General features: G+C 69.4%; 20 protein-coding genes. 15 read left to right on the top strand and 5 right to left on the bottom strand.

The window, feature by feature from the left end; all coding sequences use genetic code 11:
• Positions 1-7 precede the first annotated feature (7 nt).
• The 5 genes from SACGLDRAFT_RS15205 to SACGLDRAFT_RS15185 all read left to right on the top strand — a co-directional run bounded on the left by SACGLDRAFT_RS15205 (position 8) and on the right by SACGLDRAFT_RS15185 (position 5,352).
• Entirely contained in the window at positions 8-712 is a 705-nt protein-coding gene (locus tag SACGLDRAFT_RS15205) for a class III extradiol ring-cleavage dioxygenase family protein (protein WP_040919142.1), read from the top strand.
• Positions 709-1,611, top strand: a complete 903-nt coding sequence (gene miaA, locus SACGLDRAFT_RS15200) for a tRNA (adenosine(37)-N6)-dimethylallyltransferase MiaA (RefSeq protein ID WP_005465708.1) — start codon at positions 709-711, stop codon at positions 1,609-1,611. The genes SACGLDRAFT_RS15205 and miaA overlap by 4 nt, the downstream gene beginning before the upstream one ends.
• A 10-nt stretch (positions 1,612-1,621) precedes the next feature.
• Positions 1,622-2,458, top strand: a complete 837-nt coding sequence (gene dapF / locus SACGLDRAFT_RS15195; RefSeq protein ID WP_005465706.1) for a diaminopimelate epimerase — start codon at positions 1,622-1,624, stop codon at positions 2,456-2,458.
• Between the two features lie 365 nt (positions 2,459-2,823).
• Positions 2,824-4,269, top strand: coding sequence for a GTPase HflX (hflX, locus tag SACGLDRAFT_RS15190; RefSeq protein ID WP_005465705.1), 1,446 nt, complete (start codon positions 2,824-2,826; stop codon positions 4,267-4,269).
• A gap of 15 nt (positions 4,270-4,284) precedes the next feature.
• Complete coding sequence (locus SACGLDRAFT_RS15185) at positions 4,285-5,352, top strand: NHL repeat-containing protein (protein WP_005465703.1); 1,068 nt, start codon at positions 4,285-4,287, stop codon at positions 5,350-5,352.
• Between the two features lie 100 nt (positions 5,353-5,452).
• On the opposite strand, the gene lexA is transcribed toward SACGLDRAFT_RS15185, so the two are convergent.
• On the bottom strand, positions 5,453-6,172 hold the full coding sequence (gene lexA, locus SACGLDRAFT_RS15180; RefSeq protein WP_005465702.1) for a transcriptional repressor LexA: 720 nt from the start codon (positions 6,170-6,172) through the stop codon (positions 5,453-5,455).
• Between the two features lie 839 nt (positions 6,173-7,011).
• On the opposite strand from lexA, the gene nrdR reads away from it, so the two are divergent.
• Positions 7,012-7,491: a transcriptional regulator NrdR gene (gene nrdR / locus SACGLDRAFT_RS15175; protein WP_005465701.1), complete on the top strand. Its 480-nt coding sequence runs from the start codon at positions 7,012-7,014 to the stop codon at positions 7,489-7,491.
• Between the two features lie 54 nt (positions 7,492-7,545).
• Positions 7,546-10,407: a vitamin B12-dependent ribonucleotide reductase gene (locus SACGLDRAFT_RS15170; RefSeq protein ID WP_005465700.1), complete on the top strand. Its 2,862-nt coding sequence runs from the start codon at positions 7,546-7,548 to the stop codon at positions 10,405-10,407.
• Positions 10,408-10,473: 66 nt separating this feature from the next.
• Here the strand turns inward: SACGLDRAFT_RS15170 and SACGLDRAFT_RS15165 are convergent, their stop codons facing one another.
• The gene (locus tag SACGLDRAFT_RS15165) at positions 10,474-11,514 is read right to left on the bottom strand and encodes a helix-turn-helix domain-containing protein (protein WP_005465699.1); all 1,041 of its coding nucleotides are present in this window, start codon (positions 11,512-11,514) and stop codon (positions 10,474-10,476) included.
• A 93-nt stretch (positions 11,515-11,607) separates the two neighbouring features.
• Between SACGLDRAFT_RS15165 and SACGLDRAFT_RS15160 the strand changes: the two genes are divergently transcribed.
• From SACGLDRAFT_RS15160 to SACGLDRAFT_RS15145, 4 genes are all read left to right on the top strand, one after another.
• Positions 11,608-12,516: an alpha/beta hydrolase gene (locus SACGLDRAFT_RS15160; protein ID WP_005465698.1), complete on the top strand. Its 909-nt coding sequence runs from the start codon at positions 11,608-11,610 to the stop codon at positions 12,514-12,516.
• Positions 12,513-14,348 carry an ABC transporter ATP-binding protein gene (locus SACGLDRAFT_RS15155; protein ID WP_005465697.1) on the top strand — a complete coding sequence of 612 codons (1,836 nt, stop codon included), beginning with the start codon at positions 12,513-12,515 and terminating at the stop codon, positions 14,346-14,348. Before SACGLDRAFT_RS15160 ends, SACGLDRAFT_RS15155 begins: the two co-directional genes overlap by 4 nt.
• On the top strand, positions 14,345-16,051 hold the full coding sequence (locus SACGLDRAFT_RS15150; protein ID WP_005465696.1) for an ABC transporter ATP-binding protein: 1,707 nt from the start codon (positions 14,345-14,347) through the stop codon (positions 16,049-16,051). Before SACGLDRAFT_RS15155 ends, SACGLDRAFT_RS15150 begins: the two co-directional genes overlap by 4 nt.
• A gap of 126 nt (positions 16,052-16,177) precedes the next feature.
• Positions 16,178-16,951, top strand: coding sequence for an SDR family oxidoreductase (locus SACGLDRAFT_RS15145; RefSeq protein ID WP_005465695.1), 774 nt, complete (start codon positions 16,178-16,180; stop codon positions 16,949-16,951).
• On the opposite strand, the gene SACGLDRAFT_RS15140 is transcribed toward SACGLDRAFT_RS15145, so the two are convergent.
• Positions 16,941-18,974 carry a prolyl oligopeptidase family serine peptidase gene (locus SACGLDRAFT_RS15140; RefSeq protein WP_005465694.1) on the bottom strand — a complete coding sequence of 678 codons (2,034 nt, stop codon included), beginning with the start codon at positions 18,972-18,974 and terminating at the stop codon, positions 16,941-16,943. The two genes, SACGLDRAFT_RS15145 and SACGLDRAFT_RS15140, sit on opposite strands and share 11 nt — an antisense overlap.
• 274 nt (positions 18,975-19,248) lie before the next feature.
• On the opposite strand from SACGLDRAFT_RS15140, the gene SACGLDRAFT_RS15135 reads away from it, so the two are divergent.
• Together SACGLDRAFT_RS15135 and SACGLDRAFT_RS15130 are read left to right on the top strand one after the other, a co-directional pair.
• Positions 19,249-20,997, top strand: a complete 1,749-nt coding sequence (locus SACGLDRAFT_RS15135; protein WP_005465693.1) for a Xaa-Pro dipeptidyl-peptidase — start codon at positions 19,249-19,251, stop codon at positions 20,995-20,997.
• Positions 20,998-21,137: 140 nt separating this feature from the next.
• Complete coding sequence (locus SACGLDRAFT_RS15130; RefSeq protein ID WP_005465692.1) at positions 21,138-22,268, top strand: DUF4192 domain-containing protein; 1,131 nt, start codon at positions 21,138-21,140, stop codon at positions 22,266-22,268.
• Here the strand turns inward: SACGLDRAFT_RS15130 and galE are convergent.
• Entirely contained in the window at positions 22,240-23,238 is a 999-nt protein-coding gene (gene galE / locus SACGLDRAFT_RS15125; protein WP_005465691.1) for a UDP-glucose 4-epimerase GalE, read from the bottom strand. The two genes, SACGLDRAFT_RS15130 and galE, sit on opposite strands and share 29 nt — an antisense overlap.
• A gap of 497 nt (positions 23,239-23,735) precedes the next feature.
• Positions 23,736-24,434 carry a metal-dependent transcriptional regulator gene (locus SACGLDRAFT_RS15120; protein ID WP_005465690.1) on the bottom strand — a complete coding sequence of 233 codons (699 nt, stop codon included), beginning with the start codon at positions 24,432-24,434 and terminating at the stop codon, positions 23,736-23,738.
• 95 nt (positions 24,435-24,529) lie between these two features.
• Here SACGLDRAFT_RS15120 and SACGLDRAFT_RS15115 point away from each other — a divergent pair, with 95 nt between their 5' ends.
• The gene (locus tag SACGLDRAFT_RS15115) at positions 24,530-25,381 is read left to right on the top strand and encodes a sulfurtransferase (RefSeq protein WP_005465689.1); all 852 of its coding nucleotides are present in this window, start codon (positions 24,530-24,532) and stop codon (positions 25,379-25,381) included.
• Between the two features lie 50 nt (positions 25,382-25,431).
• Entirely contained in the window at positions 25,432-26,613 is a 1,182-nt protein-coding gene (locus SACGLDRAFT_RS15110) for an acetoin utilization protein AcuC (RefSeq protein ID WP_040920043.1), read from the top strand.
• Positions 26,614-26,621 lie beyond the last annotated feature (8 nt).

Raw genomic sequence — 26,621 nt, 5'->3', positions numbered from 1 at the left:
GGGACGCGTGATCTCGTGTGCCGTCGTGGTGCCCTCCCCACCGCTGCTCGTGCCCGCTCTCGTTCCCGGTTTGGTGGAGCGCAGTGCCGCCGTGCGGGACGCGACGGTGGCCGCCGCGCGGGCGTTGGCGCAGGTCGGCCGACGTTGGGTGGCCGTGGGGGTGGCGTCCGAGCGCCGAACGGTGAGCGCCGAGGCACACGGCAGTTTCCGCGGCTTCGGCGTGGACGTCCCGGTCTCGCTGTCGGATTCCGCCCGTGGTTCCGCTCCGGAACGGCTCCCACTGCCCGTCCTGGTGGCGGCCTGGCTTCGGGAGCGGGCCGGCGCCGAGTCGGTGCGGGTGGAGCTGCTGGCCGAGGACACCGACGTCGCGGAGTGCGTGGCTCTCGGCGAACGGATCGCCGGGGCGGAGGAAGCTGGTCTGCTCGTGCTCGGGGACGGGTCCACGCGCCACGACACGGCGCCGCCCGGCTGGGCCGACACCAGGGCGGAGGGATTCGACACCGTGGTGCGTACGGCGTTGGCCGAGGCCGACTGCGAGGCCTTGCTGTCGCTGGACCCGGCGCTCGCCGTGGAGCTTCAGGCGCAGGGCCGGGCGGCGTGGCAGGTCCTCGCCGGGTTCGCCCGGTCGTCCGGCCGCTGGAGCGGGGAACTGTTGTACTCGGAGGCGCCGTTCGGTGTCGCCTACCACGTCGCAAGGTGGACCCGGCGATGATCAAGCCCGTGGCCGTCGTCGGTCCCACCGCCACCGGGAAGACCGCGCTCGGGGTCGAACTCGCGCTCGCGCTGGGTGGGGAGGTCGTCAACGCCGACGCCATGCAGTTGTACCGCGGCATGGACATCGGGACGGCGAAGGCGACGCCGGAGGAGCGCAAGGGCGTGCCTCACCACCTGCTCGACGTCCTGGACGTGACCGAGACCGCGTCGGTGGCCGAGTACCAGAAGCGGGCACGCGCCACCATCGAGGAGTTGCTCGCGGCGGGCCGGGTGCCGGTGATCGTCGGCGGGTCGGGGCTGTACGTCCAGGCCATCGTGGATGACCTGCGGTTTCCCGGAACGGATCCCGACGTGCGGCGAAAGCTGGAGGAACAGGCTCGGGCGGAGGGGACGGCCGCGCTGCACCGCAGGCTCGCGATGCTCGACCCGAAGGCCGCCGCGACGATCCTGCCCAGCGACACGCGACGTGTCGTACGCGCGTTGGAGGTCATCACGCTCACGGGAGAGCCGTTCTCGGCGAACCTGCCCACTCCGGGGCCTCCGCGATACGGGACCGTCCTGATCGGAATCGACCGGGAGGTGGCCGAGCTCGACGAGCGGGTGGAACGCAGGGTCGAGCACATGTTCGCCGCCGGGCTCGTGGACGAGGTGCGGTTGCTCGAACAACGGGGACTGCGGCAGGGAAGGACGGCGTCGCGAGCCCTCGGCTACCGTCAGGTGCTCGACGCGCTCGCCGGTGACGGCGATCTGGAAGCCGCCGCGCGGGACACGGTCGTGGCCACGAGGCGGTTCGTCCGCAGACAACGGTCGTGGTTCCGGCGTGACGACCGCATCACCTGGCTGGACGGCGGTGCGGAGAACCTGGTCGACGCCGTGCTGGCACACCTCGACCAGTAGCCTTGGGGGCATGGCTGGCATCGAGTTCCTCAAGGGGCACGGCACCCAGAACGACTTCGTGCTCCTGCCCGATCCCGACGCGTCGCTGGAGCTGACTCCGCGGCGGATCGCGGCGCTGTGCGACCGGCAGCAGGGGATCGGTGCCGACGGAGTGCTCCGGGTCGTGCGCTCGGCCGCGCTCGGCGTCGACTCGGCGGGCGAGTGGTTCATGGACTACCGCAACGCCGACGGGTCGCTGGCCGAGATGTGCGGCAACGGCGTTCGCGTGTTCGCCCGCTACCTCGTCGACGCGGGGCTGGAGGTCGGACCGGAGTTCGTCGTGGGAACCAGGGCGGGCGATCGCCCGGTTCGGGTGCACACCGACTCGTCGGGCGATCTCGCCGTGACCGTGCACATGGGACCGGCCGCCGTGACCGGCACCTCGGTGGCCGTCGTGTCCGGAAAGCAGGTCTCCGGGGTCGCCGTGGACGTGGGCAACCCGCACCTCGTGTCCGTGATCGACGACGACGTGAGCACGCTCGACTTGAGCCGAACCCCGAGGTACGACACCGAGGTCTTCCCCGACGGCGTCAATCTGGAGTTCGTCAACGTCCTCGGGCCCGAGTCACTGCGCATGCGCGTCTACGAACGCGGGGTGGGCGAGACGCGTGCGTGCGGCACCGGCACGGTCGCGGCGGTCGCGGCGGCGCTGCACCTTCGCGGTGACGACACCGGGCAGTCCACAGTGGAGGTTCCAGGGGGTCGGGTGTCCGTGACGGTGGGCAGGGGGACGGCGACCCTCACCGGGCCCGCGGTGTTCGTCGCGAGGGGCGAACTCGACGCCGCCTGGTGGGACGCCCTCGACTGATCGCTCACGGCGACCACACCCCGCCGCGGCCCGTCCGGAGGGCTGAACGGGGCCTTTCCCGGCCGAGGTGTTGTCGCGCGGGAATCGATCGAACACGCCCGCGCCGACGACCGGGCGGGAACACTTCGGGAATAGGTCCGCGGCTTCTTCCGTTGCCCCCTGTGACAGCTATCACCAACGAGCCGATCGGGCTGGATCGGCCACGAGCACGTCCGGACTCACCGGACGTGAGATCTCCCCACCGGGACCCGGTATGCGGACGCCGGCCCGGCCCTCGGGCACGGTCCCATTGGCGTGTCCGAGAGCGGCATCCGGTGGCTAATTGGCTCGTTCTTTCCCGCCGACCGTGGGACGATAGGGAGACGATGACAGAACTGACACGCAACGTCGTTCCCGAGCAGCTCGACGAGGTCGAGCTGTCGCAGGGGGACTTGGAACTCTCCGACCGCGCGGCCCTGCGCAGGGTCGCGGGGCTGTCCACCGAACTCACCGACGTCACCGAGGTCGAATACCGGCAGCTGCGGCTGGAACGGGTCGTGCTCGTCGGCGTGTGGACCGAGGGAACGGCGGAACAGGCCGAGGAGTCGCTCGCCGAACTCGCGCGACTGGCCGAGACGGCGGGCTCCGAGGTGCTCGAAGGGGTCATCCAGCGTCGTTCGCGGCCCGATCCCGCCACCTACATCGGGTCGGGCAAGGTGAGGGAACTCGCTGACATCATCGCCTCCACCGGCGCCGACACGGTGATCTGCGACGGTGAGCTCTCCCCCGGCCAGCTGCGGCAACTGGAGGAGAAGCTGCGCGTGAAGGTCATCGACCGCACGGCGCTGATCCTCGACATCTTCGCCCAGCACGCCCGGTCGCGGGAGGGCAAGGCGCAGGTCGAACTCGCGCAGTTGCAGTACCTCATCCCACGGCTGCGGGGTTGGGGCCAGTCACTGTCGCGGCAGGCCGGTGGTCGTGCCGGTGGCGCCAACGGCGGTGTGGGTCTGCGTGGTCCCGGTGAGACGAAGCTGGAGACCGACCGCAGGCGCATCAACAAGCGCATCGCGAAGCTGCGCAAGGACATCGCCGCGATGGACACCATCCGGGCCACCAAGCGGGGACGCCGGGTGGCCAACGAGGTGCCCAGCGTCGCGCTCGTCGGCTACACCAACGCGGGCAAGTCCAGCCTGCTCAACGCCATCACGGGCGCGGGGGTGCTGGCGGAGGACGCGCTGTTCGCCACGCTCGACCCCACCACCCGTCGGGCCACCACGCCCGACGGGCTCGAATACACCATCACCGACACCGTCGGGTTCGTGCGGCACCTGCCCCACCAGTTGGTGGACGCGTTCCGCTCGACGCTCGACGAGGCCGCGGACGCGGACCTGCTGCTCCACGTGGTCGACGGTGCTGCCCCCTCGCCCGAGGACCAGGTCGCCGCGGTGCGGGCGGTGCTCGGCGAGATCGCCGCGAAGCGGTCGGAACCGTTGCCTCCCGAGTTGATCGTCGTCAACAAGGCCGACGTCGCCGACGAGGTGACACTCGCCCGGCTGCGTAACCTGCTGCCCGACGCCGTGGTCGTCTCGGCGCACAGCAGGGAGGGGCTCGACACATTGCTGGCCGAGATCGCGGCCCGACTTCCCCGGCCGGAGACCTTCGTGGAGGTCCTCGTGCCCTACACGCGTGGCGAACTCGTCGCTCGGGTGCACTCGGACGGCGAGGTGCTGGCGGAGGAGCACCGGCCCGAGGGGACGTGGCTGAAGGCGAGGGTGTATCCGGAACTCGCGGCCGCGCTTGCCGACTACGTCACGAACGGTTCGCGCGTGTGACGCTACCGTAGCGGGGTGAGACGATTCGGCTCCGCGCTGGTGACGGCGACACTCGTGGCGGTGGCGCTGCCCGTGGGGGCCTCCGCCGCCGACCAGACGGAGGACACCACCACCTCGGCCGTGCCCGAGGTGGTGTGTTCGATCGACGATCCTCGGTTGGAGGAGCTGTCCGGGCTCGCCGCCGACGCCGAGCACGTGTACGCCGTGAACGACGGCGGCACCCGGCTGGAAGTCGCCGTCCTGGACGACGACTGCCGAGTGCGGGATGTGATCACGGCCCCGACGGACCCCTACGACGTGGAGGACCTCGCGCTCGGGCCCGACGGGACGCTGTGGCTCGGTGACACCGGCGACAACCGCCGCAGGCGGGAGACGGCGGCCGTGCACGCGCTGTCGCGGGACGGCACGTCGGTGCTGTATCGCCTCACGTATCCGGACGGCCCGCAGGACGCCGAGGCGCTCGTGGTGGACCACACGGGGACGCCCTACATCATCACGAAGAACGTCTTGGGTACCGCCCGCGTCTACCGGCCGGCGCAGCCTCTGGTGAGTCCGGGACCGACCCCGCTCGAACACGTCGGGACGGTGTCGTTGCGGACGACCGACACCCCCGGTGGCCCGGTGGGCGAGCTCGGGTCCGTACTCGTCACGGGAGCCGCGCTGTCGGCCGACGGCAGTGTGGTGGCCCTACGCACGTACACGGACGCCTATCTCTACCCGGTGACCGACGGGGACATCGTGGCGGCGTTCACACGGGAGCCGGTGCGCGTTCCGCTGCCCGACGAAAAACAGGGCGAGGCCATTGCCTTCACCCCCGACGGGACGCTGTTGTCCGCCAGTGAGGGGCGCGGTGAGCCGTTGCGGGCCGTACCGAATGCCGTCTCGCTGGTCGACACGCGCTCCTCCGGCGAAGCGGACGCGGACGAAGCGGAGGAACCGGCGAGCCATGCGGCCGAGACACCCGAGGAACCGGTCGAGCACGAATCCGGTCTCGGCGTGGCTCCCGCACTCGTCATCGCGGTGATCACCGCCGCGGTACTCGTCGCGTGGGGAAGTCGCCGCCGTCGGCGGAACGACGCGTGAGCGATTCCCCGAGAAAGTCCGAAACGGCGCGTGAAACGTCGTTCGGCCTTCCGTGGCGTGTGGTACGACGGTTCTCGTGCCGTGATTGTGAGGCCGCTTCTCACAGCCTCCGCAGAACCGCGACGACCTTTCCGAGGATCGTGGCGTCGTCACCGGGAATCGGGTCGTACGCCTCATTGTGGGGCAGCAACCAGACGTGCCCGTCGTCCTTGCGCTTGAACGTTTTCACGGTGGCCTCGCCGTCGATCATCGCCGCCACGATGTCGCCGTTTTCGGCGGTGGGCTGTTGCCGTACCACGACCCAGTCGCCGTCGGTGATGGCGGCGCCGATCATCGAGTCACCGGTGACGCTGAGCAGGAAGACCTCTCCCTCACCGACGATGTCCTTCGGCAGCGGGAAGACGTCCTCGATCGATTCCTCGGCGAGCACCGGACCACCCGCCGCGATGCGGCCCACCAGGGGCACGAACGCGGGCTGGGGCATCGCGTTTCCGGTCTGCGTGGTGGCCGGAGTGGTCGGTCGTTCGCGATCTACCGCCAACACCCCCACCGCGCGCGGACGATTCGCGTCGCGACGCAGGTACCCCTTGCGTTGGAGCGCCTTCAATTGATGGGAGACGGACGAGGTGGACGTGAGCCCGACCGCTTCTCCGATTTCCCGGACGCTCGGGGGATATCCGTACTTGTCCACCCAGGTCCTGATCACCTCGAGGACTTTCCGTTGCCGCGGTGTCAGGCTTTCGTCCGGGTTCTCGACCGTGCGCGGAAGGTCGGAGACCTCGCCGCCGCTCACGTCGTCGCCCGTTGTCTTGCGTGCCACCGCGATATGCCTCCCAGTCGTGAGCCCGAGCCGATGCGGGGCTTTTTACACGTCCGTCGGTGACGCTAGTCCGCTTCGCCGGGGATTTCAAACGTTTGTTCGAGCGACACGCCGTGGGGGCTCGATTTTCGCATGACTCGGTGGTACACATTCGCACGGGCGTTCGATAGAACTCGTGTTCGAATGCCCGTGTCCGTGCGTGAGTGGGCGAACACGCTGGAGGTGGTTGGCATGGTGGCGGCGAGGGGGCGCTCGGGTGCCGTTCGGTCGGCTCCGGCCCGTCCGCCGGGTGCCGGCGCTCGCCGGGGGTGCCGTCCTCCGACGAGGCCCCCGGCCGCTCCCGGGCTGTGGCGGGGGCGAACCGCGCGTGGTGATCTCGGTGAAGGGGGACCGGGTCGCGGCGGGGTCCCCTGGCCGTGGCTCGTGGTGATGGCGCTCGTCGTGGTGGCGGCGGTGGTGGGGCTCGGCCTCGTCGCCACGGACCCGGCCTTCGTGGAGCCCGGCCCCGGTTCGGCCGTTTTCGGCACACCGTAGGCTGTTCCGGGCCGCGTTCGCGTGCGGAGTGGCACGGGTTCGAAACCGCGGCATCCTAAGCCCGATTCCGTGCCACCGAGGCGGGGGGTAGCGGTTGCGTCGGACCGGGCCGAGTCTTATGGTCAACCCCTACATCTAGTAGTTACATCGCTGTAATTGGTCCACAAGTTGGGGTAGGATCGGTTCTACGTACGCTGCCGGTGGTCTCCGGTCGCGACGTGGACGACACTCGCGTGTGGTGCGCCGTGGTGTGCGTTGTCGGTGACGTTCCTGCTGTGCAGGGGAGTTTCGGGAGGTGTTCGGCCGTGCGGTGTCCGTTCTGTCGGCACGCGGACTCCCGAGTCGTCGATTCGCGAGAGGTGGACGAGGGCCAGGCGATACGACGGCGTCGGTCGTGCTCGGTCTGTGGTCGCCGGTTCACCACGTCGGAGACGGTGGTACTCGCTGTCGTCAAGCGATCGGGAGTCACCGAGCAGTTCAGCCGGGACAAGGTGATTCGGGGAGTGCGGCGTGCCTGTCAGGGGCGGCCCGTCGACGACGACGCCCTGAAGCAGCTCGCCCAGAAGGTCGAAGACTCCATCCGGGCGTCCGGGGTCGCGGAGATTCCGAGCCACGAGGTGGGGCTGGCCATCCTGGGGCCGCTTCGGGAGCTCGACGCCGTCGCCTACCTGAGGTTCGCGAGTGTTTACCGGTCCTTCTCGTCGATCGAGGACTTCGAGGCTGAGATCAAGAACCTGCGTGAGGCGATCGCCGAATCGTCGGCCCAGCAGGACCGCAGCGAGTGAGAACGCGGACGACGAGTCACGTCGCCGCCAATTTCGAACGCGGGAGTGGGAGTCATGACAGAAACCGTGGGGGTCGGCGCGGAATCCTCGCCGAAGCCGAGCAAGAAGCGAGGCGGCTCGGGCTCGCGCAAGGGTCTGCGCGTCCAACGCGTCTTCACCACCGAGGGGGTGCACCCCTACGACGAGGTGCGGTGGGAGCGGCGCGACGTCGTCATGACCAACTGGCGTGACGGCACGGTGAACTTCGAGCAGCGCGGTGTGGAGTTCCCCGACTTCTGGTCGGTCAACGCGACGAACATCGTCACCAGCAAGTACTTCCGCGGCGCGGTGGGCAGCCCCGACCGTGAGAACAGCCTCAAGCAGCTCATCGACCGCGTCGTCAAGACGTACGTCAAGGCCGGCCTCGAACACGGTTACTTCGCGGGGCCCGAGGACGCCGAGATCTTCGAGCACGAGATCACGTGGATGCTGCTGCACCAGGTGTTCAGCTTCAACTCGCCGGTGTGGTTCAACGTCGGCACGAGCTCGAAGCAGCAGGTCAGCGCATGCTTCATCCTGTCGGTCGAGGACAGCATGGACTCGATCCTCAACTGGTACAAGGAAGAGGGGCTGATCTTCAAGGGTGGTTCGGGCGCGGGCCTGAACCTCTCCCGCATCCGTTCCTCGCGTGAGCTGCTGTCGTCGGGCGGCACGGCGTCGGGTCCGGTGTCGTTCATGCGGGGCGCCGACGCGTCCGCGGGCACCATCAAGTCGGGTGGTGCGACCCGCCGGGCGGCGAAGATGGTCGTGCTCGACGTGGACCACCCCGACATCGAGGAGTTCATCGAGACCAAGGCGAGGGAGGAGCACAAGATCCGCGTGCTCCGCGACGCCGGTTTCGACATGGACCTCGGTGGCGCCGACATCTCCTCGGTGCAGTACCAGAACGCCAACAACTCGGTGCGCGTGTCCGACGAGTTCATGCAGGCGGTGGAAAACGGCGGGACGTTCGGTCTCCGCGCCCGCACCACGGGCGAGGTCCTGGAGACCGTCGACGCCAGGACGTTGTTCCGCAAGATGGCGCAGGCGGCCTGGGAGTGCGCCGACCCCGGGCTGCAGTACGACGACACCATCAACGACTGGCACACCTGCCCCGAGTCGGGTCGTATCACCGCCTCGAACCCGTGCTCCGAGTACATGCACCTGGACAACTCCAGCTGCAACCTCGCCTCGCTGAACCTGCTGAAGTTCCTGCGCGAGGACGGCACCTTCGACGCGGAGCTGTTCGTCAAGGCCGTCGAGCTGGTCATCACGGCGATGGACATCTCGATCTGCTTCGCCGACTTCCCGACCGAGCCGATCGCGGAGACCACGCGCAAGTTCCGCCAGCTCGGCATCGGGTACGCGAACCTCGGCGCGCTGCTGATGGCGACGGGCCACGCGTACGACTCCGAGGGCGGGCGCGCGCTCGCCGCGGCGATCACCTCGCTGATGACGGCGGTGTCGTACCGGCGTTCCGCCGAACTGGCCGGGATCGTGGGTCCCTACGAGGGCTACGCCCGTAACGCCGAGCCGCACCAGCGCGTGATGCGCAAGCACGCCGCGGCCAACGAGCTCGTGCGCACCTACCACCACAACGACGCCGCCATCCGGGAGCTGGCGACGCAGGAGTGGAAGCGCGGCATCGAGATCGGCACGCGCAACGGTTGGCGCAACGCCCAGGCCAGCGTGCTCGCTCCCACCGGCACCATCGGCTTCATGATGGACTGCGACACCACCGGTATCGAGCCGGACTTCTCGCTGGTGAAGTTCAAAAAGCTCGTCGGTGGCGGCTCCATGCAGATCGTGAACAACGCCGTGCCGCGTGCCCTGCGCTCCCTGGGCTACCAGGAGGAGCAGGTGGAGGCGATCGTCGACTACATCGCCGAGCACGGTCACGTGGTCGACGCTCCGGGGCTGCGTCCCGAGCACTACGAGGTGTTCGACTGCGCGGTCGGTGAGCGCTCGATCGCCCCGATGGGCCACGTGCGGATGATGGCCGCCGTGCAGCCGTTTTTGTCGGGGGCGATCTCCAAGACGGTGAACATGCCCGAGTCGGCCACCGTCGAGGACGTCGAGGAGATCTACTTCCAGGGTTGGAAGCTCGGCCTGAAGGCGCTGGCCATTTACCGTGACAACTGCAAGGTGGGCCAGCCGCTGTCGTCGGCGAAGAAGGACACCGCGTCGGGCCAGAAGTCCGACGAGGACAAGGTCGTCGAGTACCGGCCGGTGCGGAAGCGGCTGCCGAAGAAGCGTCCGAGCCAGACGATCTCCTTCACCGTGGGCGGCGCCGAGGGTTACCTGACGGCCGGTTCCTATCCCGACGACGGGCTCGGCGAGATCTTCGTCAAGCTCGGCAAGCAGGGGTCGACGCTGGCCGGTGTCATGGACGCGTTCTCCATGTCGATCTCGGTGGGCCTCCAGTACGGCATCCCGCTCGAGTTCTACGTCCAGAAGTTCCAGAACCTGCGCTTCGAGCCGGCGGGGATGACCGACGACCCGGACATCCGGATGGCCACGAGCGTGCTGGACTACCTGTTCCGCAGGCTGGCGCTCGACTACCTGCCGTACGAAAAGCGCGCTCAGCTCGGCATCTTCACCGCCGAGGAGCGGGCGGCGCAGGTCGAGGCCGAGTACGGCGGTGCGGCGCAGGAGAACGTCGATCTCGACGAGTTGCGCGGCAGTGTCGAGGCGAGTGAGAACCCGTTGTCCGACACCAAGGCCGTGACGCCGGCGGAGCGGCCGGCCAGGGAGGCCCAGACCACTCCCGAACTGGTCGAGTTGCAGCTCGGCAAGGCGGCCGACGCGCCGCTGTGCATGACCTGCGGCACGAAGATGCGTCCCGCCGGGTCGTGCTACGCCTGTGAGGGTTGCGGCGCCACCTCCGGCTGCAGCTGACGGATTCCGTGAAGGGGGAGTCGGCCGACGAGCCGGCTCCCCCTTCCTCGTTCACCGTGTGCGTGCTCAGCCGGGGAGGAGCCGCCACGCGGTCAACGCGAGTTGCGCCCGAAGTAACCCGGTGGGGTCGGCGAGGTCGATGCCGAGCGCCTTCCCGATCTGTTCGAGGCGGCGGGAGACACTGCTGTGGTGCACGTGGAGCAGCTCGGCGGCCCGGCGTAGGGAGCCCGTGGCGCAGTACGCGTCCAAGGTGTCCAGAGCGTCCGGGATTCCCGCACCGTCGGCCAGCCGAGCGATCGCGGCCACGTCGGTGTTGTCACGCACGGTGTCTCGGGGAACCAGGGAGAGCAGCGTCAGAGCCCCCAATTCCTCGTAGTGCACGACCGGACGGCGCGGAGTAGTGAAGCGCAGGGCGGTGCGGGCCTCCCGCCAGGCCCGGTCGGGACTTTCGGCGACGCCGATGCCCGAGCGTACCCCGGCCGGGAACCGTTTTGCGTCCACAGTGGTGGCCAGGATGACTCCGGTCCCGGAGAGCAGCGCGGCCTTCACGGGACGGTCGGGACAGATGAGGCCGCTGATCCGGTTGAGCGGAAGCCGGGAGCGGACCGCCACCACGCGGGGAGGGAGGTCGGCGGCGAAGCCCAGGAGACGTAACGCCCTGGCTCGGGCCGCGTCGTCGTCGGAACTGATGGCGAGTTCGACGAGCGCGGGATCGGCCATGGTGGTGCGTGCCGGTCCGTACCTTTCGACGACCGCCGCGACGGCGATGGCCAGCCGCTCCAGCAGTGCCTCGTCGAGTGACTTGTGGGGGCCGGGGCGTTCCAACCACGCCGTGCCGATCTCCTCGTCGTCGAGGGTGATCGGCACGGCGCTGGACACTCGGGACTGCGACGCGGGTACTTCCCCGCCGTCCGGGGAGACCCGGATCGTCCGACCGGTGCTGTGGAGCCGGACGCCGACCACGCACTCGGCCAGCCCCGCCGAGGCGCGGGCGAGGGTGGGGAGATCCACCCGTCGTCGCATCAGGGTGTCGTAGAACATCACGATCCGGAGGACACCTTCGGCTTCGGGGTCCAGCTGCGACAGCCGTGCGACCAGTGCCTCCATGCGGCCATGCTAGCGACGATCGGTGCGCGATCGAGCCGAATACGCGACAGCCGGCGGACGAATTCGGGCCCGCCGAACGGAAACATGGCCGGCATGGATCCCGAACTCGAAGCGTTCGTCCCGCTGTTCCCCAAGATCGACCTCACCGATCCGCCCGCCGCGCGTCGGCTCTACTCCGAACTGGCCGCGGGGAAGCCGCCCGCGAACACCGCGGGGATGGAGATCGAGGACCTCGTGGTGCCCGCCGACCCGGCCGTGCCGGTGCGGATCTACCGCCCACAGCGGTCGCACGGCGCCGTCGTCTGGCTGCACGGCGGTGGGTGGGTGATGGGCGATCTCGACAGCGACGCTCCGTTCGCGGGACGCCTCGCGGAAGGCTCCGGTGCGGTGGTGATCGCGGTGGACTACCGGCTCGCTCCCGAGCATCCGTTCCCCGCGGCGCTCGACGACGTCTATGCCGTGCTGGTCTGGGCGGCCGAGCACGCCACCGAGCTGGGCATCGAGCCGGACCGCATCGCTGTCGGCGGGCACAGCGCGGGCGCGAACCTCGCGGCGGCGGTGGCTCTGCGGGCCCGCGACCAACAGGGGCCCCGAATCTGTTTCCAGCTGCTCAACGAACCGTCCCTCGACGACCGCCAGGAGACGTGGTCCCAGCGGAACTTCACCGACACGCCCTGGGCGACCCGTGCCATGGTCGCCGCGAGCTGGAAGCAGTACCTGGGTTCCGCGAGCCCGTCGCCGTATGCCGCTCCGGCCAGGGCCACGGACCTGTCCGGCCTGCCGCCCGCCTACATCGCCAGCGCGGAGTTCTGTCCGAATCGCGACGAGAACATCGAGTACGCACTACGGCTGCTTCGGTCGGGCGTCTCGGTCGAGCTGCACCAGTGGGCCGGTACTTTCCACGGGTCGCAGGCCATCCTGTCCGCCGAGGTGTCGCAGCGGCAGATCACCGAACTCACCAACGCACTGCGGCGCGCGCTGGCGAGGGGGAGCGACGGATGACCGCCGTCGAACTTTCCGAAGCGGGGGAACGGCCCGCGCCCTCCTCGATCGTCGAGCCCGAAGCCGGGAACGTCGCCCGGCTGCTGCGTCCCCACGCCGGACGTTTCGCCGCTGTCGTGATCCTCCAGGTGATCGGTGCCGTGGCGGGGTTGGCGCCGCTGCTGGCGATCATCGAACTGGGGCGGGCGTTGCTGTCGCCCGGACCGATTCGGCCGGACGAGATTCGGACGGTCGTGGTCGTGGGAGTGGTCGGGTTGTTGGTACGGCTGCTGTTCACGGCCGCGTCGTCCGCCATCGGTCACCTGCTGGACGATCGGGTGCAACTGTCGTTTCGGCGCCAGCTCGCCGCGAATCTCGGGCGCGCACCGATCGGTTGGTTCGCCCGGCGGAGGAGCGGCGAGCTGGCGAAGGTCGTGGGCGACGACGTGAGTGCCGTGCACCCGTTCATCGCTCACGCCCCGGCCGAACTCGTCTCGGCGTTCGTGGTGCCCCTGGTGTCGTTGGTTTACCTGTTCGCCGTCGACTGGCGACTCACGCTGATCACGCTCGTCCCGGTGTTACTGGCGGTGGCCTTCGTCCCCCTGCTGATGGTCCCGGCGCGGGTGCGCGAGCAGAAGGAGTTCGACGCCGCGATGGGGCGTATGACGAGTGCGGCCGTCGAGTTCGTCCGAGGCATCGCCGTGGTCAAGGCGTTCGGCGGTGCCGTTCGCGCCCACCGCGGATTCCGGAAGGCCGCCAACGATTTCGTCGATGTTTTCAATCGCTGGGTGCGCGGCATGTCCGGGCCCGCCGCCGCGATGCAGCTGGCGTTGTCGCCGCCGTTCGTGTTGCTGGTCGTGCTGATCGGCGGAGCGGTCCTGATCACGAGCGGTGGCATGACCCCGGCCGACGTGTTGCCGTTCGTGCTTCTCGGCCTGGGACTCACGGCTCCGGTGGCGGCTCTCGGTCACGGTTTCGACGATCTGCAGGCCGCCCGACGTGCTGTCGGGCGGATCCGGGAGGTCCTCGCGGTGCCGGCACTGCCGGAGCCGACGCGTCCGGTCGAACCGCGAGGACATCGGGTGGAGCTGCGGAACGTCCGGTTCGGCTACGAAGCCGGGCACGAGGTGCTACGAGGGATCGACCTCGTGCTGGAACCGGGGACCCTCACCGCGGTCGTCGGACCGTCGGGGAGCGGAAAGTCGACGCTCGTCCAGTTGTTGCCGCGCTTTTTCGACCCGACTCACGGGTCCGTCCGGCTGGGCGGTGTCGACCTGCGTGAACTGGACAGCCGGGAGTTGTACCGGAGGGTTGCGTTCGTCTTCCAGGACACCCACCTGCTGCGGGCGTCGGTGGCGGACAACATCGCGCTGGCGGTACCGCATACCGACCTCGACGACGTGGTTCGTGCGGCGAAGCTGGCGAACATCCACGACCGGATCCTCGAACTGCCACGCGGATACGAGACGGTGCTCCACGACGAGGTCGAACTCTCGGGCGGGGAGGCCCAGCGGATCTCGCTCGCTCGCGCCCTCGTCACCGAGGCTCCGGTGCTGGTGCTCGACGAGGCCACCGCCTTCGCCGACCCGCAGACCGAACAGGCGGTGCGTCGCGCGTTGCAGACGCTGCCGGGCGACCGGACGATCCTGGTCATCGCCCATCGTCTCGAAACGGTCGCCGACGCAGACACCGTGGTCTTCCTCGAAAACGGGGAGATCGTCGAACGAGGTGAGCCTTCCGAACTGCTGGCACGGAACGGAAGGTTCGCCGACTTCTGGCGGAGCAGCCGGTCCGCGATCGCCGACGAGCCTCCGAGCCCCGGCGTTCCGCTGCGTGGAGAGGAGTCGTCGTGATCCGAACGCTGCTCCGGGTGCTGGGATCCGAATACGCCCGGCCGGTGCGCCGCAGCATTGCCTTGATGACGGCGACCGCGATGGCGGAGGGGTTGTCCTACGCGCTACTGGTTCCCGTACTGCGGGCGCTGTTCGGGGACACCCCCCAGGGTGCCTGGCCCTGGTTGGGTGCCTTCGGGGTGGCCGTCGCCGGTTACGCGGCCCTGCGGTTCGCCAGTGATCTGTCCGGCTTCCGGACCGGGACCGCGTTGTTGCGTGGCATGTATCACCGGCTCGGCGAGCATCTGGCTCGGTTGCCCGTGGGGTGGTACAGCGCCGCCCGTGTCGGATCGGTGTCGGTGCTGGCCAGCCAGGGTGTGCTGCAGGCGATGAGCGTGATCGCGCATCTGTTGGCTCCGTTCGTCTTCGCCTGCGTGACCCCGTTGACGATCGTTGCCGTGATCCTCGCCTTCAACTGGCAGCTGGGCGTGGCTGCTCTGGTCGCCGTTCCGCTCGTGGCGGTGATCCAGCATCGGGCCGGGCGGTCGATGGCCGCTGCCGACGCGGAACGAGTCGAGCGAGATCACGAGGCCACCGGGCGGGTCCTCGAGTACCTCCGAGCTCAGCCCGTGCTGAGAGCCGGAGGCCGGACCACCCAGCGCTTCCAGTTGCTCGACCGTGCGTTGCGGGAGGTCCAACGCGCGTCCCGCCGTACCGCGCTGTCGGCGTTGCCGGGGGTGGTGGGCCTGGCGCTCACGGTGCAGGCGGTGTTCACCGCGTTGCTGGTCCTGGGGGCCTATCTGGCGCTCGACGGGAGCGTCGGCGCGGCGGAGGTTCTGACGATCCTGGTACTCGCCGCTCGCTGCGCCGATCCACTGCTGGCGTTGTCGGACATCGGCGGCAAACTCCGCAGTGCCCGTGCCGAGCTGATGCGACTCGACGCGATACTGCGGACCGAGCCTCTGCCGGAGCCCCACACGCCGATCCAACCGGCGGACCACAGCCTGGAGTTCGACTCCGTCTCCTTCGCGCACGCCGGTCGCACGGTGTTCGAGGACGTGTCGCTGACCGTGCCGCAAGGGCAGCGACTCGCCGTCGTCGGGCCGTCGGGCGCGGGCAAGAGCACGCTGTTGCAGTTGATCGCGCGGTTCCACGATGTCGACGCCGGTGCCGTGCGGGTGGGAGGCGTGGACGTGCGTGCGACGAGCTTCGAGGAGCTGACGGCGCGGATCGCCATGGTCTTCCAGGACGTCTATCTCTTCGACGGCACGATCGAGGAGAACGTGCGACTGGGGCGCCCGGACGCCAGTGCCGCCGAGGTGAGGGCCGCGGCGGCCGCCGCGCGGTTGGACGAGGTAATCGAACGACTGCCCGCCGGGTGGAGCACGAACGTCGGCGAGGGTGGCGAGTCGCTGTCGGGTGGTGAACGTCAGCGTGTCTCGATCGCGCGAGCGCTGCTGAAGGACGCTCCCATCGTGCTGCTGGACGAGGTGACCTCCGCGTTGGACCCCGTCAACGAGGCGGCCGTGCACGAGGGCATCCAACGTCTGATGGCGGGCCGGACGGTGGTGCTGGTCGCGCACCGACTGCGGACGGTACGCGACGCCGATCGTGTCGTCTTCCTCGACGGCGGTCGGATCGTGGAGGAAGGCAGGCACGACGAGCTGCTGCGGCGCGGTGGCCGGTACGCCGACTTCTGGCGAATGTCGCTGGTCCCCGGATGATCGTTCGAGTCGCTGCCGAAAGCCGAGCCGCTGCGGTTCGGCTTTCGGCGTGGCCCTCGGACCGCTCGCGACTGTCGCCGCCGCTGTGCCACAGTGAGAATTGAACCCGTACCTCAGGGGGTATCGATGAGCACGGTGGCCGTCACGGGAGGAACCGGCACGCTCGGCCGCGAGGTCGTGGGTGCGTTGGCCGCTGGCGGGCACGACGTCGTCGTCACCAGTCGGTCGACCTCCTCGGTACGGAACGGTGTGCGCACGGTTCGGGTCGACTACCGCTCACCCGCCGGTCTCGCCGCCGCGTTCGACGGCGTGGACGCGGTCGTGCACTGCGCCACCAGCGCCCTCGGCCGTCACGGCGGGGAGGTGGAGCTGACGCGACGCGTGCTGACCGCCGCTCGCACCGCCGGGTGCGGGCACCTGGTGTACATCTCCATCGTGGGCGTCGACCGTATACCGCTGCCGTACTACCGGAGCAAACACGCCACCGAGCGGCTCGTCGAGGACGGCGGCGTCCCGTGGACCGTCCTGCGGGCCACGCAGTTCCACGAGCTGGTCGTCCGGCTCCTGTCCGGTGTGACGCGTCCGCCGCTGGCGTTCGTCCCCGACCTGCCCGTCCAGCCCGTCGCCGCCACCGAGGTGGGCGCGCGGCTGGCCGCGCTGGCCACCGCGCCTCCCTCGGGACGGGCGCCCGACCTGGGCGGCCCCGAGGTCGCGACCCTGCCCGACCTGGCCCGGCGCTATCTGGCCGCCGTCGGCCGACGCCGCCGGGTCAGACCGATCGGGCTGTTCGGTTCGGTGTACGCGGGGTACCGCGCGGGGTATCACCTGGCACCCGAGCACGCCGTCGGGACGATCACGTTCGCAGACCATCTCGACGCGCACGTGCGGCCTAGCCGCTGAGCCGCTGCCACAGGAATTCGAACACTAGCGCCCACTTGAACGCCAGTTGCGCGTTGTCGGCCGCCGCGCCGTGCCCGCCCTCGATGTTCTCGTAGTAGGCCACGTCGTGGCCGTCGGCGTGCATCTTCGCCATCATCTTGCGCGCGTGCGCGGGGTGGACGCGATCGTCCCGAGTGGACGTGACGAACAACGTGGGTGGGTACGTCCGGTCACTGTGGACGTTGTGGTAGGGCGAGTACCGGCGAAGGTAGGCCCACTCCTCCGGGTTGTCCGGGTCGCCGTACTCCGCCATCCACGACGCGCCCGCCAGCAGTCGGTGGTAGCGGCGCATGTCGAGCAACGGCACCTGGCTGACCACGGCCCCCACCAGCTCCGGGTAGCGCGTGAGCATGACGCCGGTGAGCAGCCCGCCGTTGCTGCCGCCCTGGACACCGAGTGTCTCGGGCGTCGCTATTCCCCGTGCCACCAGGTCGCGGGCCACCGCGGCGAAGTCCTCGTAGACCTTGAGGCGGTTGGTCTTGACCACCTGGTTGTGCCAGTCGGGTCCGTACTCGCCCCCGCCACGCAGATTCGCCACCACGTACGTGCCGCCGCGCGCGAGCCAACCACGCCCGATCACACCGCTGTAGGACGGCGTCAACGACACCTCGAACCCGCCGTAGCCGGTGAGCAGGGTCGGCGCGGCCGAGTTCCGGTCGCGGGGTCCGACGACGAAGTAGGGAATCCGAGTGCCGTCGTCGGAGGTGGCGAAGTGCTGGCTGACGCTCAGCGACTCGGCGTCGAAGAAGGCGGGGGAGCTTTTGACCGTCTCCAGCGTTCCGCCCACCTCGCCGCGCATCAGGGCGGGCGGCTCGGTGTAGCCCGTGGCCTCGACGAAGAACTCGTCACTGTCGTGCGGGTCGGTGGCGACGAGCTCGACGGCGCCGACGTCGGCGAACCCGGTCAGCGGTTCGTCCCGCCAGCCATCCGGTCCGGGAGTGAGCACCCGCAGCCGAGTCTTGACGTCCACGAGGGTGCCCAGCAACAGGTGGTTGCGGGTCCAGGCGTAGTAGTCGAGCGACGTGTGCGCGTCGGGCTCGAACAGCATCGTCAGGCGCCGGTCACCGGCCAGGAAGGCGTCCAGCTCGATACCCAGCAGGGCCCCCGCCGGGTACTCGGTGTTCTCCACCGTCCACGGGCTGCGGGGGCGGACGAGCAGCCATTGCCGATGCATCGACACGGCGGCGTCGTCGGGCACGTCGATACGGACGAGACCGGTGTCGGTCCGCAGGTACACCTCGGTGCGGTAGAAGTCGATCACCCTGCGGACGACGTCCCGCTCCCAGCCCGAGGTGGGATCGTGGGCCGCGCGGACGGCCACGTCGTCGGGCTTGCCCTCGAACACGAGGGTGGCGTCCCGCAACGGGGTCCCGCGCCTCCACTCCTTCACCAGCCTCGGGTAACCGGACGTGGTGAGCGAACCTTCCCCGAAGTCGGTGCCGACGAAGATGCGGTCCTCGTCGATCCAGCTCACCTGGCTCTTCGCCTCGGGCAGGAAGAATCCGTCCTCCACGAACTCCCGTCGTTCGAGGTCGAACTCCCGGACCACGGCGGCGTCCGCCCCGCCTCGGGACAGCTCGACCAGGCACCTCCGGAAACCGGGACGCAGCATGGTGGCGCCCTGCCACACCCAGTTCTCCGACTCCCGGTCGGCGAGCGCGTCGACGTCGAGGAGCACCTCCCACTCCGGGGACTCCGTGCGATAGGAGTCGAGGGTGGTGCGCCTCCACAGTCCCCGTGGGTGGTCGGCGTCGCGCCAGAAGTTGTAGAGGTGGTCGCCGCGGCGCCGGACGTAGGGAATCCGGGTGTCGGAGTCGAGGACCTCCCGTAACTCGTCCCGCAGCTGCTCGAACCGTTCCCCCGTCGCGTAACGGTCGATCGTCGCGGCGTTGTGTCCCCGTACCCACTCGAGCACGTCCTCTCCGGCGACGTCCTCAAGCCACTGGTGCGGATCGTGCTCCACGCTCGCATCAAGCTCGTCCATGACCGCCAGTCTGCCAGCCGGGTCAGGAGCACCGGGACGGCGACAACCTTCGTCCGATGTCACCACGGAGAGTCGACGGCGCACGGGAAACGGCCACTCGGCCGGGGTAATCGCGGGGGAAGTGGTGGGTTGCGTGACTGCTTTCCGGTGAGTCGCCCCCGCCGTTTGTCGCATCGTGTCGGTCCTCGCTTGACAGCGGCCGTGTCCCCGGCAATGGTCAACACCATTCTTGTCGCCGCCATCCGTTCCTGGGGGCTTCGTGAAACGTGTGTCGATGATCCTGGCCGCCGCGGTCGTGTCATTGCCGCTCGTCGCCGTGACCGCGACGGCCGACGAGGTGCAGCAACCGGTGTTCGTCGACGGACAGGCCCAGCCGGTCTACGACCCGATCGACGTCGTGCGGGAGGACGTCTGGGTCGAGGCGGGGGTGGACAGCGACCACGACGGTGTCGAGGACGTGGTGCACGTCCAGGTCGTGCGTCCCCGCGCCACGGACGACGGTCTTCGGGTCCCGGTGGTGTACCAGGCCAGCCCCTACTACGCGGGCGGCAACCCGGTCGCCAACCATGACGTGGACCGCGAGCTGTACGTTCCGGGCAAGCCCTTCGCCGAGATCACCTGGCAGTACCAGGACTACTTCCTCGCCCGCGGCTTCGCCGTCGTGTATGCCGAGTCGCTCGGCACCGGGCGGTCCACGGGATGCCCGACCACAGGTGGGGAGAACGAGACTCGCGGGGCGACCGCGGTCATCGACTGGCTGAACGGTCGGGCCGAGGCCAGGACCGCCGACGGCACCGAGGTGAGCGCCGACTGGACCACGGGGCGGACCGCCATGATGGGCGTGTCGTACAACGGCACCCTGCCCAACGCGGTCGCCACCACTGGTGTCGAGGGCCTCGAGACGATCGTCCCGATCGCGGCGATCTCGAATTGGTACGACTACTACCGCGAGAACGGTGCCGTCGTGGCGCCGGGCGGATACCAGGGCGAGGACGCCGACGTGCTCGCCGAGTACGTCTACACGCGTACCGACCGGGAGATCTGTCGCCCGGTGATCGACCAGTTGCGGGAGCGACAGGATCGGCTCACCGGCGACTACAGCGAATTCTGGGACGAGCGCAACTACCTCAACGACGTCCACCGGGTGAAGGCATCCGTGCTGGCGGTGCACGGTCTGTCCGACTGGAACGTCACGGTCAGCCAGGTCGCCGAGTGGTGGGACGCGCTGGCCGAACACGGCGTCGAACGCGCGATCTGGCTGCACCAGTCGGGCCACACCGATCCGTACTCGCTGCGCAAGGAGGAGTGGCTCACCATGCTGAACCGCTGGTTCAGCCACTACCTCTACGACATCGACAACGGTGTCGAGCACGAACCGAGGGCCACCATCCAGCGGGAGGACGGCTCGTGGATGCGAGAGGCCGACTGGCCCGCACCGGGCACCGAGGACGCCACGCTGCGGCTGAGTCCGGGCGGGGATGAGCGCGGTGAACTCGGCCTCGATCGGCTCCGGGGCAAGCCGGTGGTGGAGTGGCTCACCGACGACGCCGGGAAGACGGTCGAGGACCTGGTGGACGCGTCGGTGTCGGAACACAGGTTGTCCTACGCCACGGGGGCCGCGACGATGCCAGTCAGGTTGAGCGGCACACCGTCCGTGCGGCTGCGGTTGGAGTTCGACCGTCCCGCCGCCAACGTCACCGCCGTGCTCGTGGACCGGGCGCCGGACGGCAGCTCGCACATCATCACCCGAGGCTGGGCCGACCCGCAGAACCGGCACGGGCTGTCCCGGACGAAGGCACTGCGTCCGGGAGTGCCGTACTGGCTGTCCTTCGAGCTGCAACCGCAGGACTACGTCCTGGCCGAGGGACACCGGCTGGAATTCGTGCTGTTGTCGAGCGACCACGACTTCACCCTGCGCCCGGCACCGGGGACGGGGATCGGACTCGACGTGGGCCGATCGATGGTGACCGTGCCCGTGGTGGGAGGAGAGAAGTCACTGCGAGGAGCGTTCCTACGCGGGTGAGGGCGAGCCTCTACCACACTCCACCGACATCTCGGTGACGCCGGGGCCCGTTCGGCCCCGGTTGTCCACACCGCACCGAGTCGTCCACAGTTGCCGTCCACGCCGCCCACCTCGCTCGGGTTCGGGTTCATCGTGGACACATGACACCTTCTTCCACGACGGGTTCCCACATCACCGACCCCGCTCCGATCGACCTGCGCGACCCCGGCGAACTCCTCGCCGCCACTCCTCACCTGTTGGGCTTCGAACCGAGTGATTCCGTGGTCGTGATCGGTCATCGCGGTGCCACCGGTACCCGGATCGGCAACGTCGTCAGAGCCGATCTGCCTTCGGTCGGAGAGGAAACCGACCTGGCGCGGCAACTCCTCGGGCCGTTGCTCCACCAGTCGGTCGCCGTCACCGTGGCCATCGTCGGTGGGCGTCCGGAGGGTGCGGTGGGGCCGCCCGCCGCCGACGTCGTCGCGGCCGTGGGTGAGGTCTTCGAGTCGGTGGGGCTGCCCCTGCTGCACGCACTGTGGGTTCCGAAGATCCGGGCCGGTGCTCCGTGGCGGTGCTACGAGGACTCCTGTTGTGCGGGGCATCTGCCCGATCCGAGCAGTACGGTGATGGCCGCCGTGAGCGCGCATGCCGGTCTCGTCACCCACGGCAGCCGGGCCGCCATGGAACGGCAGCTCCATCCCGTGGCGTCCGAGGTCCTCGCCCGTAGGGCGGCGATGCTCAGGCGTCGTGTGCGAGACGGTCTTCGCGACGACGCGGCATCACTGCGTCGAGGCCGGGCGGCTGTCCGCACCGTGTTGGCGCGGACCTGGAGGGGGACACCGCTTTTGTCGGACACCGAGGTGGTCGAACTCGCCGTCGCGCTGTCGATCCCGGAGGTCCGTGATGCCTGCTTGGCCACGGCGTTGCCGGTCGGCGGCGCCGGGGCGATGACGGCCGAGCGGCTTTGGCTCCTGCTGACGAAACACACGCCCGCGCCGGAGCGCGCCCAGCCGGCGACCTTGCTGGCGTACTCCGCGTACGTACGCGGAGAGGGCGCGCTCGCGGGGATGGCGTTGGACGTGGCCCTGAAGGCCGATCCGGGCCACGTGTTGTCACAGTTGCTCAGGCAGGCGCTTCAGCACGGACTGCCGCCGGAGAAACTCGTCGGGCTCGCGCGGTCGTGCGACGGCGGGCCGATCTGGACGCCTCCCGAGGACGGCGAGTCGCCGAACCGGTCCTCACCGACCGACCCGACGGCCCGACCTACCGGGCCTCCCGACGACGCCGGGTGAACTCCCAGGCGTCGGCCACGATGCCGGAGAGGTCGGTGTGTTGGGGCTTCCACCCGAGCTGTTCCTGAGCCTTGTCGCTGGCGGCCACGAGCACGGCGGGGTCGCCGGCGCGGCGCTGCGCCACGACGGCGGGAATCTCGTGACCGGTGACCTCGCGGCAGGCGTCGATCACCTGACGCACCGAGAAACCGGTGCCGTTGCCCAGGTTGAAGATCGCGTGCTCGCCCGGCTTCGCGTGGGACAACGCGAGCAGATGCGCGTCGGCGAGATCGACCACGTGGATGTAGTCGCGGATCGCGGTGCCGTCCTCGGTGGGGTAGTCGTCGCCGTAGATCTGCACCTGGGCGCGGTCTCCGGTGGCGACCTGAAGGATCAACGGAATGAGGTGGGTCTCGGTGGTGTGCCGTTCACCGTAGTTGCCGTAGGCGCCCGCGACGTTGAAGTAGCGCAGGCTCACCGCCGCGAGTCCGTGAGCTCGGGCGTAGCTCGTGATGGCGTGGTCGATGGCGAGCTTGGTGGCGCCGTAGGTGTTGGTGGGGTCAGTCGGTGCGGTCTCCGGAATCGGCGTCACTTCCGGCTCACCGTAGGTCGCGGCCGTCGAGGAGAACACCAGACGCGGCACACCGTGTGTCCGCATCGCGTCCAGCAGCCGCAGGGAGGTGAGGACGTTGCCACGCCAGTAAGTGCTCGGGTCCTGCATCGACTCCCCCACGAGACTCTTGGCGGCGAAGTGCAGGACGCCGTCGAAGCCTTCGGCCAGCAGGGTGCCGGCGACCTCCGCCGCGTCACCCTGGATGAACCGCGCTCCCTCGGGCACCGCGTCGGCGTGGCCGGTGGACAGGTCGTCGACGACGGTCACCTCGTGTCCCGCCTCAAGTAGCCGAGCCGTGCACACACTGCCGATATAGCCTGCGCCGCCCGTGACAACGAGTTTCATAGGCGAGCTCGACGTCGTGGTGTCGGTGGGCATTCGTGCGGGCCCTTTCTCGTAGGGAAGAACGTTCCAACCGGTACGAGGCGACAGTGTGCACCCTTTGCCGACCGGTCCGGGGAGCGGGGTCGACGGGGACGGTGGATTCGGCTCTCATCCGGAAACAGTCACCGCCGTGACCAGGTGTGAGGAGTTGAGCATGTTCCGGTGAGATCCCGGAGTGGAGTGAGACGCAATGGAGCGAGACGCAGTGGAGTGAGACGCAATGGAGCGAGACGTCGGTGTGGGAGGGACGAAGACCGAAGCGTCGAAGTCGATTTCGGATCCGGCTCGTCTCGGGTGCCCTCGTCGAGGGGTGCCCCGCGCGGCGAGGCCGAATTCGGGAGGAGAGAAAGCCCGTGATCGGGGTGTTCGTCGATCGGGCCGGATGAGTGTGAGGATCGGCCACGTGGGCCGAGATTCGCTCCGTACGACATCGTTCGATGCCGTACGGAGCGAGGTGATTCATCGATGCGCCGGATCTTCCGGGCTCGTTCTCATCGTGCTTGCGCGAGCACCGCGTGCAGCGCTGAGGTCGGGATCTGCGCCGTGGTGGTGTCGTCGGACACCTCGACGGTGGAGGCCCCGTTGACGAGCGCGCCCACGGTGACGGTCCGGCCCGGAACGACGCCGACTGAACGAAGCTCGCTCATCAGGTTCTCGTCGAGTTGGACGTGCTCGGCGATCCGGCGGATCTCGACCTTGCCGCCGCCGGCCTTCGCCACATCGGCCAGTCGCACCAGATCGGCCTCGGCGGGGGGAGCCGGTTCGCTGGCGGCGTCGAGCTTGTCGAGGCCGGGGATCGGATTGCCGTACGGCGAGGTGGTGGGGTGGTTGAGCAGCTTGATGAGCTTGCGCTCCACCGCCTCGCTCATGACGTGCTCCCAGCGGCATGCCTCGTTGTGCACGTGCTCCCATTCCAGCCCGATGACGTCGACGAGCAGTCGTTCGGCGAGCCGGTGTTTCCGCATGACCGCGACCGCCAGTTCCCGTCCGTGGTCGGTGAGCTGAAGGTGCCGGTCGTCGGCGACGACCACGAGGCCGTCGCGTTCCATGCGCGCCACGGTCTGGCTCACGGTGGGTCCGCTCTGGTGCAACCGCTCCGCGATGCGAGCGCGCAGCGGGACGACCCCCTCCTCTTCGAGCTCGTAGATGGTGCGCAAGTACATCTCGGTGGTATCGATGAGATCGTTCACGCCTGTCCCCTTTGTTCGCCCCTCCCCATAGTAATGGCTGGTACCGAGGCTGAGAGCACACGCCGTTGTCGGCCCGTAGCGGGCAGGATGGGGGTATGCGACCCGTCATCTCGACTTCCGAACTCGCGGACCTGCTGAACTCGGAGCACCCGCCGACCGTGCTCGACGTGCGTTGGCGTCTCGGTGGCCCCTCCGGTCGAGAGTCCTACCACGAAGCTCACGTGCCCGGCGCGGTGTTTCTCGACATCGACGGTGACCTGGCGGGCGAGCCGGGGCCCGAGGGCCGGCATCCCCTTCCCGATTCCGAGGCGTTGCAACGGACTTTGCGTGCCGCCGGAGTCAGTGGGTCACGGCTCGTGGTCGCCTACGACGACGCCGACGGTTCGGTGGCCGCGAGGGCGTGGTGGCTGCTCCGTTGGGCGGGCCACGACCGGGTCGCGGTACTCGACGGTGGGTTCGCCGCCTGGCGGTCGGAAGGGCGTCCGGTCAGTCGCGAGACGCCGCGGCCGGCACCGGGGGACGTCGTGGTTCGGCCCGGCGCACTGCCCGTGCTCGACGCGGACGGCGCCGCGGAACTGGCCCGGAACGGTGTGTTGCTCGACGCGCGTGCCCCGGAGCGGTACCGGGGTGAGGTGGAGCCGGTCGACCCGCGAGCGGGGCACGTTCCGGGCGCGGTCAACGCGCCTTTTTCCGCGCACGTGGACGACGCCGGGCGGTGGCGGCCGCCGGAGGAACTGGCCCGGCACTTCGCCGCGCTCGGCGTGAGGGCGGACACCCCGGTGGGCGCGTACTGCGGCTCGGGCGTCACCGCGTGTTCGGTGCTGTTGGCGCTCGAACTGGCGGGGCTCGCCGGGCCCGAGCGGCCCGCGGCGCTCTACGCCGGATCGTGGTCGAACTGGGTGGCCGACCCGACGCGGCCGGCCGCGACCGGCTCCGAGCCCGGCTGATGGAGCAATGGGAGGGCGATCGGCCGGTCCACGCCCTAAGCTCTGGTGCCATGTCCAGCTCGGCCGTTGTCTGGGACCCCGCCCTCCTCGCCTACAACCTGGGCAACGACCATCCGTTCAATCCGGTCCGCCTCGACCTCACGATTCGGCTCGCCACCGCGCTCGGGGTGCTGGACGACGTGCCGTTCCTCGTGCCGGAGCCCGCCGAGGCGGAGGAGTTGTACCGGGCGCACTCCGCGGAGTACGTCGAGGCGGTCAAACAGGCACCCATGGCCGGCTGGGACGTGGGCCACGGGCTCGGCACGCCGGACAACCCGGTGTTCACCGACATGCACGAGGCGTCGTCGCTCGTGGTCGGGTCCACGCTGCTGGGCGCGCGCCGGATCGCCGAGGGCAGAGCGCGGCGCGCGGTGAACATCGCGGGCGGGCTGCATCACGCCATGCGTGCCCGAGCCTCGGGTTTCTGCGTCTACAACGACTGCGCGGTGGCGATCTCGTGGTTGCTCGACCACGGTTTCGACCGCATCGCCTACGTCGACACGGACGTGCATCACGGCGACGGCGTCCAGGCCGCCTTCTACGGGGACCCGCGGGTGCTCACGATCTCGCTGCACCAGCACCCGTTCACGTTGTTCCCCGGCACCGGCTACTCGGGCGAGACGGGTGAGGGCGAGGCCGAGGGCTGCGCGGTGAACCTCCCACTGCCGCCCGCGACGAAAGACTCCGGGTGGTTTCGTGCCTTCCACGCGGTGGTGCCGTCCGTGCTCGCCGCGTTCCGGCCGCAGATCCTGGTGACGCAGTGCGGCGTGGACTCCCATGAGGAGGACCCGTTGGCGGATCTGTCGCTGACCGTGGACGGCCACCGCGCCATCTATCGGACGTTGCGGGAACTCGCGGACACCTTCGCGGAGGGGCGGTGGTTGGCCGTGGGGGGCGGCGGCTACCAGTTGATCAGAGTGGTGCCTCGGTCATGGACACATCTGCTGGCGACGGTGTTGGATCGCGATGTGGACCCGACGACCCCACTGCCGAGGGAATGGACCGAGTACGTGTTGGCGTTGGCGCCGACCGCGGAGATTCCCGCGCGCATGACCGATGGTCCGGACGGCGCGGAACCGACGTTCGCGCGCTGGGGCGACGGCATGGACGACGCCGTCGACATCGCGGTCCGCGACACGCGCCGTGCGGTCTTCCCGCTGCACGGGCTCGATCCCGACGATCCGAGGGACTGAGGTGGAGC

This window comes from Saccharomonospora glauca K62, from assembly GCF_000243395.2.
GTDB lineage: Bacteria > Actinomycetota > Actinomycetes > Mycobacteriales > Pseudonocardiaceae > Saccharomonospora > Saccharomonospora glauca.
Note: the sequence above shows the minus strand (reverse complement) of the source record. Positions and strands in the feature narration are given on the sequence as shown.